The sequence below is a fragment of the Chitinophaga solisilvae genome, from assembly GCF_009928525.1.
In the GTDB taxonomy this organism is placed as follows: Bacteria; Bacteroidota; Bacteroidia; order Chitinophagales; family Chitinophagaceae; genus Chitinophaga; species Chitinophaga solisilvae.
Genome location: NZ_JAABOK010000021.1, coordinates 40,421 through 53,967 on the forward strand (window position 1 = coordinate 40,421; position 13,547 = coordinate 53,967).

Consider the following 13,547-nt stretch of genomic DNA (forward strand, 5'->3'; position numbering starts at 1 on the left):
AAAAAAGGGCCGGCGATGCCGGCCCTTTTTTATTTGCTTTTATCTGTATCTTCATCAGTTGATGTTGCTTCGTCATCTTCGTCATCTTCGTCATCTTCGTCATCTTCGTCATCTTCGTCATCTTCGTCATCTTCGTCATCTTCGTCATCTTCGTCATCTTCGTCATCTTCAGACGGCTCAGATAATGCGTCTTCTACGATATCATCCGGATCTTCTTCCTTCGTCTCTTCTTCCTGCCGGGTATCTTCTACGGCAGATACATCCTGTGCGTCTTCTATAGTACCATCCGGATCTTCGTCATTTGTCTCTTCTTCAGTTGTATTACGGGGGGCATAAGGATCTTCTTCCTCATCCTCATTACTTTCTTCAGTGGCGGCATCTTCCAGGATGGCGTCGAAGGGAATGATTTCATCATCCGGTTCTGCATCTTCGTCTTCAGCCGCCGGCAATAGGTCGCTGCCGGTATTTTCCAGCTTGTCCAGTTCATGATCGGGGTCCAGCAGTTCGCCGTTTTCTGACACCATCATTACGTGGGCTGTTTCTGCAGAAGGCGTATTATCACTTTCCCTGCCGATGGTGGCAGTATCATCATTGATCAGGGTAGGCTGGATAATCTCTTCATCAAAGAGTTCTTTGAGTTTGGGCAGATCAGCGGCAGAATTGATGCCGAAGTAATCCATAAATGACCGGGAAACTGTATAGAGCAAGGGTTTGCCGGGCAGGTCCTCACTACGGCCGGAAATCACGATCAGTTCCTTTTCCAGGAGTTTCTGGATGGAATAGTCGGTACTTACGCCACGGATATATTCAATTTCACCTTTGGAAATAGGCTGACGGTAAGCGATAATAGCCAGTGTTTCCAGGGCGGCGGTAGACAGGCGTTTCAGGAATTTGTCTCCGTTCAGCTGGGCTACCGTCTGATAATATTCCTTTTTAGTCATGAACTGAAACCCGCCTCCGCTGCTACGTATTTCAAAAGCGTAGAATTCAGAACTGTATTTTTCCCTGATAGCATCGATGGCAGCTTCCACCTGCTCCAGGGTGGCGCGGTCTTCCAGGAAAGCCAGTGCATTGTTCAGTAAATCCACTATTTCCAGCATGGGCAGGGGCCTGTCGGCAGCAAAAATCAGTGCTTCCACATGCGGGATGAGCTGTGATATTTCCATATGATACTCAGTAGTATGGATTACAAAAAAAGGTCAAAGACCGAAAATACAGCCTTTGACCCTAATCTGAAAATATAAAATATTCAGTGTTGACGTAGTGTGAATAAATTCCTTCAACGCTTAACCCGCGAGTGCAGCAGCGCCGCTCACGATTTCTGTCAGCTCGGTTGTAATAGCCGCCTGACGTGCACGGTTGTAGGAGATTTTCAGGGAACGCAGCAGCTCCTGCGCATTCTCTGTTGCCTTATCCATCGCGGTCATACGGGCGCCATGCTCAGAAGCATGAGAGTCGAGGATCGCTTTGAAGAACTGGGTGTTCAGAATTTTAGGCATCAGTTCAGCTATCAGTACTTCTTTCTCCGGTTCAAAAATGTAGTCAGCTTTCAGTTTGCTGTTTTCTTCATTTTCTACTTTGGCGATAGGCAGGAATTGTTCAGCAACAAATACCTGGGTAGCGGCGTTTTTGAATTCGCTGTAGACGATTTCCACGGCATCGTAGGTACCTTCGGTAAAACCGTTCAGCGCTACGGCAGCAGCTTCTTTCACATGCTCGAAAGTAAGATTGCCGAACATGTTCCAGAATTTATCATTCACTTTATAACCATTCTGTAAGAAATGATCATAGCCTTTTTTACCGATTGGCAGTAATTCCACATTACCCAGTTCAAACTGCTCTGCATATTTCTCGCGGATAACGCGTTTCGCAGTTTTGATCAGGTTGGAGTTGAATGCACCGCACAGCCCTCTGTCGGAAGTGATTACCACGATCAGTACTTTTTCAACCGCACGTTGCGCTGCCAGGGGCGTGTCGATATTGCCTTCACTGTTGGAAACAATATTCTGCAGCATTTCCTGGAGCTTCAAGGCGTAAGGACGCATCAGCATAATAGCATCCTGTGCACGTCTTAATTTAGCCGCACTCACCATTTTCATGGCTTTAGTGATCTGCTGGCCAGATTGAATAGATTTGATTCGGTTACGAACTTCTTTAAGCTGTCCGGACATATATTTTAATCAAGTTACGAATGACAAATTACTGGATCTTCCTTCACCCGGAAATGTTTCCATCCCCGAATTTGGCTGCAAAGGTAAGTAATGACGATTTAATTTGAAAATTCGTAGAAAAGATAATTAAATCTTTCTTTTAAAGACTAAAAATCAATTTATTACAAAATTTTAAATATTATAATGTAATAGTTGTTCCCAGCACCTGCAAAAATGCCGCAATCCACTGCGGGTGTGCGGGCCATGCCGGGGCCGTTACCAGCCTGCCGTCTACCACCGCCTCATACACATTCACGGCTACATAGGTTCCTCCGGCAGCGGTTACTTCCGGCGCTACTGCCGGGTAAGCCGTCAGCTTCTTTCCCCGGACAACATCTGCTGCCGTCAGTATCTGGATACCATGACAAACTGCCGCTACCGGCTTCTCCGCTATAAAAAAGTGCTTTACCAGCTCTATTACATTCCTGTTCAGCCGCAGATACTCCGGCGCACGCCCCCCTGCAATCACCAGCCCGTCATAATCACCTGCCACCACATCTGCAAAGGATGCATTGAGCACAAAATTATGCCCCGGCTTTTCACTGTATGTCTGGTCCCCCTCAAAATCATGGATGGCCGTCTTCACCTTATCTCCCGCCGCCTTATCCGGGCAAACCGCATGTACCTCATGCCCTACCATCTGCAACATCTGAAAAGGCACCATCGTTTCATAGTCTTCCGCATAATCACCTGTCAGTAAAAGTATTTTCTTCTTTCCCATATGATTGTAAGTTTTTGTGGTACATCAAGTTAAGGAAAAATAATTACGAATTACGAATTGCGAATTACGAATGAAGAGGCGGAGATGAAAGCGGAGATGAATGATGATGTTTAAAAGCTATCACCTTTAATCTCCGCTTTCATCTCCGCCTCTTCATTCGTAATTCGCAATTCGTAATTCGTAATTAAAATTTAATATCCGGGATTTTGCCAGAACGGTGTCGACGACCTGTCAATCTGGTCCTGCGGGATAGGGCGACGCAGGTGGAAGGACTGAATACTGGTCGTAGCCTGCATGTTATGTTTCTTTACTCTTTCCAGGAGTTTGCCGGTACGTTTCAGGTCAAACCAGGTGAGTTGTTCGCCTACGAGTTCACGGCCTCTTTCGTCCAGGATGAAGTCGATGTCGATATTGGCGGCATTGACTTTCATGGCTTGCTGATTGGCCTGCGTTTCTGCAGGGGTGCTACCCTGGCGGGCAGCGCGCATGCGGACAGCATTGATATTATCAGCGGCGCCCTGGAGGTTGCCGAGTTTCATCTGTGCTTCCGCAGCGATCAGGTAAGTTTCTGCGAGCCTGAACGCGATGAAGGGCCGTACGCCGGAAGCCTGGTTATCCGGACGCAGGGCGTCAGCGAACTTGTTCAGGGACGGATAAAGTTTTTCGTCATATTTATCGGAGCCTACCAGCAGGTAGTTCTTACTGCTTACTTCTGCGGCAGAAACAGGGCGGCCTGGCATGTAAACGGCTGTATCACCGAGTTTCAGGACTTTCGGGGAAGTCATCGGTTTGTTCACAAACCATACAGTTGTAAAGAATTTCTCATAACGCGTATCGAATACACGCTCTTTATACAGCGTATCCAGCAGGAAGGCAGTTGGCCTGAAACGCTTCCAGGGTGTACCGTTGGGCAGGTCGCGCTGCATTCCGTCCAGTACATCGTACTGCATCAGGAAGAAGCGGCAGGCGTTGTTATCCGGCGATGCATATAGCGGGTCGGTGGTATACTGTGCTGCGAAGATGGTTTCTGTGTTATTCTCATTACCCTGCGCCCATATTTTTCCCGGGTCATCCAGCAGCCGGAAACGATAATTTTTGATGACCATATCCGCATATTTAGCGGCGTTGGTATAATCATCCGGTTTGGCGTCTGTAGAACTGGCTCTTGTCAGGTAAACCCTGGCGAGCAGGTGCTCGGCGGCAGGTTTGGTAGCGCGCCCCCATTCGCTTTGCACATCCGGCAGCCTGGATTCGGCAGCCAGCAGATCGGTGATAATGGACTCGTATACCTTCGTGGTGGTATCTCTTGTGGCGGCAGTTTCTATCACTTTATTTTCGTGTAGCCGTAAGGGTATGCTCCCAAACGTCTGCATCAGAATGAAATTATAATGCGCACGGCAGAACAAGGCTTCTCCCACGCCCCTGGCCTTGCTGGCGGAATCGAGGCCCTTTACCTGGTCTGCCCGGTCTATGGCAACGTTGGCATTGTTGATAGACTGGTACAGGCCGTTCCATAATTCACGTACGTGATCATAGCGCGCATCGAACTGGGAGGTGTACTGATTGGCAAATTTGAAATTACCGTCGGAACCGTTGGTGATAATATCTGTTCCTGCGTTGGTAAGCGTCATACCGCGTTCTGTGCTGTAAAAGATGCGCATACCGGCATAACCGGCGTTGACGGCGGTATTGAAACCATTTTTAGTATAATAGAAATCATCTGTTGTATTCGTCACCACATCTTCCTGCAGCATTTTATTACAACCTGTTCCTGCGATGGCCAGCAATGCCATTCCCCAAATAATATTTTTCATGACAAATTTTTTAGGTTGAAAAAATTAGAACCGTGCATTCACGCCAAACTGTAACATCCAGGTGGCCGGCGCATCAATGCCGATAACATTCACATCTTCCGGATCCACACCTTTCCATTGCTGGCGGTAAGGAGCAAGGATCAGCGGCTGTTTCACGCCTACGTTGACGCGCAGGTCAGACATCTGCCAGCGTTTCACCAGCGATTCCGGTAAGGAATATGCCAGGGTGATGTTTCTTATTTTGAAGAAAGAGCCGTCAAAATAGCTGAGTGACTGATAGTTCACCGGACGTTCCTGGTTAGCGTTAGGTCTGGGGAAATCGTTTGTCGGATTATTCGGTGTCCAGTAGTTGATATTCAGGTTGTTGAAACGGCCGAACAGGGTGTTGGTATTCTGATAGAAATCGCTCTTAATCATGCCGCCCACACGTGCAAAGGCTACTACCGACAATTCAAATCCCTTGTAGGAAAAACGTTGTGTAGTACCGGCAGTCCAGTCCGGCTGCGGAGAGCCCAGGATTTTACGGTCGTTTGCATCTATCTTCTTATCGCCGTTTACATCTTCCACTTTGATTTCGCCTGGTTTGGGCGGGGATACAACGAAGTCTATTTTATCGGAAGACTGCCAGATACCGATTTTGTTATAATCGTAGTACACATAGGTAGGCTGGCCAACGAACCATGCGTTACCGATGTCGGCCTGTTTACCGCCCATGAGTTCCAGAATTTTGGACCGGTTGCGTGACCAGTTTACATCCATGGTCCAGTTGAAGCCTTTGGGGTTATCGATGATAACGCCGGTGAGGCCTATTTCAAAGCCGGTATTGCTGGTAGCGCCCACGTTTTGCAGCACGCTGTTAAAGCCGTTGCTGTAAGGCAGCAGGAAGGGCATCAGCAGGTCGGTGGTTTTCTGTTTGTAGTAGTCGAGCACACCGGTCAGGCGGCCTTTAAAGAAGCTGAAATCGATACCTGCATCGAAGGAGGTAGTTGTTTCCCAGGTTAGTTCCGGGTTGCGCAGCATCTGTGGCGTATAGCCCAGTACGCCTTTTCCGCCGAAGGAGTAGGCGATGCGTTGCAGCGCGCCCTGTGTGGCATATGGGTCGATACCGGTGTTGCCGATGCGGCCGTAGCTGAGGCGGAGTTTCAGGTTATCGATATTTCTTTTGCCTTTCAGGAATTCTTCGCCGGTCAGGTTCCACGCAGCGGCCACAGAAGGGAAGTAACCCCATTGTTTGCCGGGTGCAAAGCGGGAGGAACCATCTGCACGCATGGTGAGGGTTACCAGGTAGCGGTCATCGTAGCCGTAGTTAAGGCGGCCCATGTAGGAGAGGATAGTCCAGGTACCGAGGCTGCTGCCTACGCCGGTTACGTTCTGTGCTTCGCCGAGGTTGTAGTATTCCTGGTTTTCCACGAGTACGCCGCGCACGTTAGCGGTGGAGCTGTCGCCGCGTTGCCGCTGCACGCTGTACAATCCGGTGAATCCGATGTTGTGTTTCTGTTTGATAATTTTATTATAGGTCAGTATATTTTCTACTGTGTATGCAATTGTTTCCCCGCTGGTTTTCCTGGCAGTGGCATCGCCGCCACCGATGAGGAGGTCGAAGTTATTCTTACCCTGGAACAGGCCGTAATTGTATTGGGAGATATCAGGGCCTACGTTGAGTCTGTATTTCAGTCCGTCGATGATTTCCACTTCTCCGTACAGGCTGGTAAACAGGCGGAAACGTTTTCTGTTTTCCGTACGGGTGCCGGGAACATAATCCAGTAACGGGTTAGGCAGGTTACTGTCGTTATTGGGAAAGGTAACGAGGTTACCGTTTTCATCATAGGGAGAAGTAATCGGCAGCATGCGGATAGCATTGTTGATACCGTTGTAGGTTTCACCGGCACGGTTGCTGTAGGCAGCCAGGAGGGAGCCACCTACCTTTACGCGGGAGCCGATCATCTGATCCAGTCCTATGTTAATATTATAGCGTTCATAGCTTTGTAGTTTCAGTACCCCCTGGTCTTTGAAGTAACCGATGCCCATGGCATATTTTGTTTTCTCGGTACCGCCGGCTACGCTGAGCGCGTGGTTAGTCTGGTACCCCTGTTTCAGGAGCAGTTTCTGCCAGTCGGTGCTGGTACCGTTTTTAATGCCTGCGAGTTCCTGCGGGTTGAAGATGGCGCGGTCGGAGGAGTCGCGGTTGTTATCGTTGTATCTGCCGATGGCACGTCTTGCTTCGCGGCGCATATCCGCAAACTGCTGACCGTTCATGAGGTCTGTCTGCCCCAGGGTATTCACTACGCCGTATGAGCCGGAGTAGGTTACAACGGGTTTACTCACTTTTCCGCGGATGGTGGTGATGAGTACCACGCCATTGGCGCCGCGGGAACCGTAGATGGCGGTAGCAGAGGCGTCTTTCAGAATTTCCATCGATTGTATTACACCCGGACCAATATCGTTGAGGCTCCCTGAGTAAGGGATACCGTCTACCACATAGAGGGGGTCGTTTCCGGCGGTTACAGAGCGGGTACCACGGATGCGGACGGTAGGCTCATCGCCGGGTTTGGCGCTGTTGGCGAGTACGTCCACACCGGGAGTACGGCCTTGTAACGCCTGCTGGGCGTTGGTTACAGGCACATCCTGGATGGCTTTGTTACTGATGGAGGCGATAGAGCCGGTTACATCCTTTTTCTTCTGTTGTCCGTAACCGACAACTACAATTTCCTCCAGTTTTTTCTGATCTTCTTCGAGGATGATGCTGATTACTTTACGGTTGCTGACAGGTTCCTGGTGTGTGGTGAACCCGATGAATGAAAACGTCAGCACGGCATTGGCGGCATCTTTAACCTGCAGTTTATAATGCCCCTGCATGTCGGTCTGCGTTCCGGTGCTGCTTCCTTTAATTGAAACGGATACGCCTACGAGCGGAGATTTGTCTTTGGCGAGCACATTACCCTCTACCTGAACGGACTGGGCGTGCGCCAGCTGGTGAAAGAGCAGACACAATGCTGCAAAGCACAGACGTGAAATTTTCTTATTCATAACGTTCCTTTTACTGATAGTTGATTTCGGTGTGTTGGCTGATTTTTATCCAGCGATAGTTTTCTACGTGTTTTCCATTACATGATATCCTGACCAAAATAATACTTATTTCATCATTTGCAAACGTTTGCACAAATAAATAATTTTTCAGGACAGCATTTGCGCAGGAGTATGCGGAGGACCTTTTATACCCGATCGGTCATATCCTTTACCAGCAAGCGCTGCCAGGGATATTGCCGACAGAATTTCTAACCGCCGGCATCGCTATCTAGATAAGCTGATATACGTATGTTGTACGCTTATTACTTATATGCAGCGCTGACTGCCGCTGTGCGGCGGCATTGTTCCGGCTTTGCTGGTTTACCTGTTTTCAATAATTTGCGGGATACTAATAATTATTGGCTGCGATGAGTATTCGTCCTATTGATCAATATTTTCTGCAACTGGAAGAACCGGCCAGGGGCTGTATGCAATTTCTGCGCGGGCATATCCTGCAGCTGGACAGTCACCTGACGGAGGCCTGGAAATATGGCATGCCCATGTACTGTTACAACGGTAAAATGTGCTGCTACCTGTGGATACACAAAAAGCTGAAACAGCCTTATATAGGCATCGTAGAAGGCAGCAGCGTACATCATCCGGATCTGCTGCAGGAAAAACGTGCGCGTATGAAAATACTGCTGCTGGACCCTGAAAAAGACCTTCCCATGAAAAAGATCAACAGCATCCTGAAAGATATGCTGGCATTATACAAATAAAATCTTTTTGCAATCGGTTGTAAAAATCATTTTCATTGATTAATTTGACGACTTATTCCGGTTAAGTTATGAAAAGAACGATTTTATTATGTGGCAGTCTGCTATGTTTATATAGCGGCGTATTTGCACAGAAAGCGCAATGGCAGACACTCTTCAACGGCAAGGACCTGAAAGGCTGGAAGCAGCTGGGCGGTAAGGCCATCTACCAGGCGGAAAACGGCCAGATAGTAGGCACTACCGTTCTGGAAACACCCAACTCCTTCCTGACAACTGAAAAAGAATACGGCGATTTCATCCTGGAGCTGGAATTCAAGCTGGGCAAAGAATTTAACTCAGGCATACAATTCCGGAGCCAGAGCCGCCCCGATTACCAGAATGGGCGCGTATTCGGCTACCAGATGGAAATTGATCCGTCGGACCGTAGATGGAGCGGCGGCATCTATGAAGAAGGCCGCAGAGGCTGGCAATACCCCATGGAACTCAACCCGACCGGGCAAAATGCCTTCAGGAAAGACGACTGGAACAAATACCGTATCGAGTGCCGCGGCCATGAAATGCGTACCTGGGTAAACGGCGTACCTGCCGCTCACCTGGTAGATACCGCGCTGCCCAAGGGTTTCATCGCCCTGCAGGTACATGGTATCGGTAAAAATACTGCCGATGATCATAAAAATATCTACTGGAAAAATATCCGCATACTCGAAAACCCTGCACCATCACAGTATTCGCCATACGATAACATTTACGTAGTCAACAATGTAGACAATACCATCTCCGGTCAGGAAAAGAAAAACGGTTACCAGCTCCTGTGGGACGGCAAGACCTCCAAAGGCTGGAGAGGCGCCTACAAGAAAACTTTCCCGGACAAGGGCTGGGGAATGAATGATGGCGTTCTTACCATCCAGCATTCCAATGGCGACGAAGAAGGCAGTGGCGGCGATATCGTTACAGATAAGGAATATGGCGCATTTGAGATGGAATTCATGTTCAGACTCACGCCGGGAGCCAACAGTGGCGTTAAATACTTTGTAAGTGAAAGCTACGAAACAGGAGGGAAGTCAGCCATAGGCCTGGAATATCAGGTACTGGACGACGAAAAACACCCGGACGCCAAATTAGGCCGTGACGGAAACCGCACACTGGCTTCACTCTACGACCTTATGACAAGAAAACAGGAAAAACGTGCCCTCCTACCTATTGGAGAATGGAACAAAGGTCGTATTATTGTGTATCCAAATAACCATGTAGAACACTGGCTGAATGGTTTTAAAGTGCTGGAATATGAGCGGGGCTCCCAAGCCTTCAAAGATCTGGTGGCAATCAGCAAATATAAAAACTGGAAAAATTTCGGCCTGTGGCCAGTAGGTCACATTCTTTTACAGGACCATGGTAACGAGGTTTCCTATAAAAGCATTCGTATTAAAATACTCAAGTAAAAATATTTTATCTTTTTTTTCATTGTTCACTGTTCTAAATAAGCATTCCGATTCTTCGGAATGCTTTTTTATTTTATTATTTGGTTATTTGAGATTTGCGGTAGTACAGGATTTTCCTTTGAGATAAGCTATCTCCTGTACTACAAAGGCATACGTTGTACAGCAACAAATCTCAAATAACCAAATAACCAAATAAAAAATGATTTCCTACATTCGGTCATCCAAAAATATATTTATGTCTACATTCAAAGGGAGACACCTTTTATTGCTGGGAAGCGCTTTGCTGGCAGGCGCCTGTCAGCAGACCGGCAAGAGCGGTTCCGGGGCTATGCAGGATTCTCTGCAGCATATTGCCGATCGTTACTATGCGGATTTTCTGATCCTGAATCCGGTGCAGGCCACCTTTAATGGTGAGAATCAATATAACGATCAGTTGCCTGTGGATATCAGCGAGAGCTTCCGCGCACATAGCGATTCCGTATATGCCCGTTACCAGGAAGAGCTGAAGGGTATTGATACCGCTGTATTATCGGGGAACGACCGCATCACCTATGATATGCTGCAGCGTGAATTTGCCATCAGCCGGGAAGCGCTTACTTTTCATGATCACCTGATGCCGGTACAGCAGTTTACCTGTCTGCCGATTACACTGGCACAACTCGGTTCTGGATCTGCCGCACAACCCTTCAAAACGAAGAAGGACTACGAGAATTTCATCGGCCGTATGAAAGGCTTTGCTGCCTGGACAGATACCGCCATTGCCAATATGCGCCGCGGCATCGCCACCGGTTATGTATTGCCCGCCAGCCTGGTCGTGAAAACTATTCCGCAGTTAAAAGACCTCGCTAAAAAAGATACTGCCGCCAATATTTTTTATGCACCGCTGAAATCTATTCCCGCAGCTGTTGACGTAGCCGCTAAACCGCAGCTGGTAAAGGATTATACGCAGGCTATTGAACAGTATATCCTGCCTGCCTATGACAGACTGCAGCAATTCATGGAAAAGGAATACCTGCCGAAAGCCCGTACCAGCAGTGGCATCAACGCATTGCCTGATGGCAGGGAATACTATAATTTCCTGATCCGCACCTGGACAACCACCAATAAAACACCGGATGAAATTTTTGCGCTGGGAGAAAAAGAAGTAGCCCGCATCCGGGCAGAGATGGAAACAGTTAAGAACAGTACCGGATTTAAAGGAGATCTGCCTGCCTTCTTTGCTTCCGTACGTACTGATAAAAAACTGCGCATCTTCAAAACACCACAGGCCGTACTGGATTCCTTCCGGGCTATCGAAAACAAGATCATGCCGGGTGTTAAAAAAATGTACGGTCATCTTCCGAAAACAAAATTTGAAATCCGGCAGACAGAAGCATACCGCGCAGCCTCCGCCTCTGCGGAATACCAGCCGGGAACCCCTGACGGCTCCCGCCCGGGTATCTTCTATGTGCCCATCCTGAACGCAGGCGATTTCAGCTACGCCGGCATGGAATGCCTGTTTCTTCATGAAGCCATTCCCGGCCATCATTTCCAGTTCTCCCTGCAACAGGAAAACGACTCCCTTCCTAAATTCCGCCGCTTCACCTGGATCGGGGCCTATGGCGAAGGCTATGCCCTGTACTGTGAAAGTCTCGGCAAAGAACTGGGATTATACACGGATCCGTATATGTACTTCGGACGGCTGTCTGATGAAATTCACCGCGCTATTCGTTTAGTCGTTGACGTTGGCCTGCATCACAAAGGCTGGACCCGCGAACAGGCAATCAGATATATGCTGGACAACGAGCCCGTTTCCGAACAGGAAGTGACAGCTGAAATTGAACGCTACATGGCTATCCCCGGACAAGCCCTCTCCTATAAAATCGGTGAACTGAAAATCCGGGAACTGCGCAACCATTACGCCAACACCCTGGGTAGCAGCTTCAGCCTTTCCTCCTTCCATGATGAACTCCTGAAAGACGGCTGTGTACCGCTTTCTGTACTGGAGCAGAAGATGGAAAGATGGGCGAAAAAATAATTACGAATTACGAATTGCGAATTACGAATGTAGAAGCGAAGAGCTAAACGTAGATTAAGGAGAATATTTTTAAATTATCACCTTTAATCTACGTTTAGTTCTTCGCTTCTACATTCGTAATTCGCAATTCGTAATTCGTAATTAATATTAAAACCTCGTTAATCCTTCCCCCTTAATATCCTGCAGTCAATTTTTCTGCGTTTTATTTCCTACATTTATACAGCAGTTTCATTCACTATTTACAGCAAGACAAATCAATTCCACACATGCAACATATTTGTATATGTTTTGTTGTGGTTGAAAGCTATTGAGAGAACCGTTCGCCTGGCGAACAGATGTTGTATGCCTTAAAACCCGCTGCTATGTTTGATCACACACTGGGCTTTTGTCAGTCCTTACCGGCAGTTACCACTGATAAGAAGTGGGATAATGAGCTGCGTTTTTTTGTGGGAGAGAAATTATTCTGCATGATTTCCATGGACCCGCCCCACCGCATTTCTTTCAAGTGCAGCCAGGGCGATTACCATCAGCTGATAGCCAAACCGGGTATTGTGCCGGCGCCGCATCTGGCGCGTTATCACTGGGTACAGCTGAAACAGGAAGATATGTTGCCTTCACAGGAACTGGAGAATTTTCTGCATCATGCCTATGAACTGATTGTCAGCACCCTGCCCGCTCAGGAACAGGATGCCATTCATAAGATGAAGGTGAATGCCTGACGGCTATCTGCAAAGGGTGAAAATGATATCGTACAGACCGAATACCACTAATGTCAGGGCAAATATTTTTTCCAGCAGCGGTGTCTTCATTTTCACGGCTGTCTTAGCTCCCAGCCAGGAGGCGGGGAACGCAGTAAGTGATAACAACAGGGCAATGTTCCAGTCAATATGCCCCAGGTACCAATGTGTAATGGCGCCGGGCACCGATAAGATGGCAGACAGGACCACTGCACAAGCCAAAGCCTGCTTAATAGGCATTTTCAGCTTTTTGATAAAGAAGGAACTGAACAGTATTCCGCCGGCATTAGCCAGCAGCCCTGCCAGAAAACCAATGAAGAGCGCCGCGCCTATCAGCTGTTCTGCCTTTACGCTGCTGCTGGTAATAGCCATTTCGGGCGACTTGTTTCTGTTGGTCAGATAGGCGAACAACAGACTCAGACCAATGGTGACAATGAACAGCGCAGTCAGCACCATCAGCGTTTTTCCCGGCAGATAACTGCTCAGCCAGGATCCGGCAATAGTGGCAGGTACACCGAAAACGGCGCCCAGCAATATTACACGCCGGTTGAATAATTTCTCCCTGCTGTATACCACTGTTGCAGATAAGGTACTGGAAATAGAAGCAGGTAACGGCGATGCCAGCGCCAGAAAAGGATGCACACCGGCAAATATCTGCAGCGCAGGAGTACTGATAGCACTTCCTCCTTTTCCCAGCAGGCCGGATAAATAACCGACAACTACCCCGATCAACAGGACAGGCAGGTAATCAGATTGTTGTAAATATTCCATTCTTTCATCCCTCCGGGAATGAGCACTTATGGTTGGTGTGGTTGGTTTCGTTCATT

The 13,547-nt window shown here is 48.2% G+C and carries 10 protein-coding genes; 4 read left to right on the top strand and 6 right to left on the bottom strand.

The window, feature by feature from the left end:
* Positions 1–29 precede the first annotated feature (29 nt).
* From scpB to GWG06_RS27850, 5 genes are all read right to left on the bottom strand, one after another.
* Positions 30–1,166 carry an SMC-Scp complex subunit ScpB gene (gene scpB, locus GWG06_RS27830; RefSeq protein ID WP_160717662.1) on the bottom strand — a complete coding sequence of 379 codons (1,137 nt, stop codon included), beginning with the start codon at positions 1,164–1,166 and terminating at the stop codon, positions 30–32.
* Between the two features lie 120 nt (positions 1,167–1,286).
* Entirely contained in the window at positions 1,287–2,171 is an 885-nt protein-coding gene (gene atpG, locus GWG06_RS27835) for an ATP synthase F1 subunit gamma (RefSeq protein ID WP_127037768.1), read from the bottom strand.
* 178 nt (positions 2,172–2,349) lie between these two features.
* Positions 2,350–2,931: a DJ-1/PfpI family protein gene (locus GWG06_RS27840; protein ID WP_160717664.1), complete on the bottom strand. Its 582-nt coding sequence runs from the start codon at positions 2,929–2,931 to the stop codon at positions 2,350–2,352.
* Between the two features lie 191 nt (positions 2,932–3,122).
* The gene (locus GWG06_RS27845) at positions 3,123–4,745 is read right to left on the bottom strand and encodes a RagB/SusD family nutrient uptake outer membrane protein (RefSeq protein ID WP_160717666.1); all 1,623 of its coding nucleotides are present in this window, start codon (positions 4,743–4,745) and stop codon (positions 3,123–3,125) included.
* A 24-nt stretch (positions 4,746–4,769) separates the two neighbouring features.
* Positions 4,770–7,772 (bottom strand): SusC/RagA family TonB-linked outer membrane protein, encoded by a 3,003-nt coding sequence (locus GWG06_RS27850; RefSeq protein WP_160717668.1) that lies wholly within the window; start codon positions 7,770–7,772, stop codon positions 4,770–4,772.
* A gap of 407 nt (positions 7,773–8,179) precedes the next feature.
* Between GWG06_RS27850 and GWG06_RS27855 the strand changes: the two genes are divergently transcribed.
* The 4 genes from GWG06_RS27855 (at position 8,180) to GWG06_RS27870 (ending at position 12,702) form a co-directional block, all read left to right on the top strand.
* Complete coding sequence (locus tag GWG06_RS27855) at positions 8,180–8,530, top strand: DUF1801 domain-containing protein (protein WP_127043758.1); 351 nt, start codon at positions 8,180–8,182, stop codon at positions 8,528–8,530.
* A gap of 68 nt (positions 8,531–8,598) precedes the next feature.
* Positions 8,599–9,966 (top strand): 3-keto-disaccharide hydrolase, encoded by a 1,368-nt coding sequence (locus GWG06_RS27860; protein ID WP_160717670.1) that lies wholly within the window; start codon positions 8,599–8,601, stop codon positions 9,964–9,966.
* A gap of 235 nt (positions 9,967–10,201) precedes the next feature.
* Entirely contained in the window at positions 10,202–11,983 is a 1,782-nt protein-coding gene (locus GWG06_RS27865; RefSeq protein WP_160717672.1) for a DUF885 domain-containing protein, read from the top strand.
* Between the two features lie 362 nt (positions 11,984–12,345).
* Positions 12,346–12,702, top strand: a complete 357-nt coding sequence (locus GWG06_RS27870; protein ID WP_160717674.1) for an MmcQ/YjbR family DNA-binding protein — start codon at positions 12,346–12,348, stop codon at positions 12,700–12,702.
* Positions 12,703–12,705: 3 nt separating this feature from the next.
* On the opposite strand, the gene GWG06_RS27875 is transcribed toward GWG06_RS27870, so the two are convergent.
* Positions 12,706–13,491: a sulfite exporter TauE/SafE family protein gene (locus tag GWG06_RS27875; protein WP_160717676.1), complete on the bottom strand. Its 786-nt coding sequence runs from the start codon at positions 13,489–13,491 to the stop codon at positions 12,706–12,708.
* Positions 13,492–13,547: the final 56 nt, after the last annotated feature.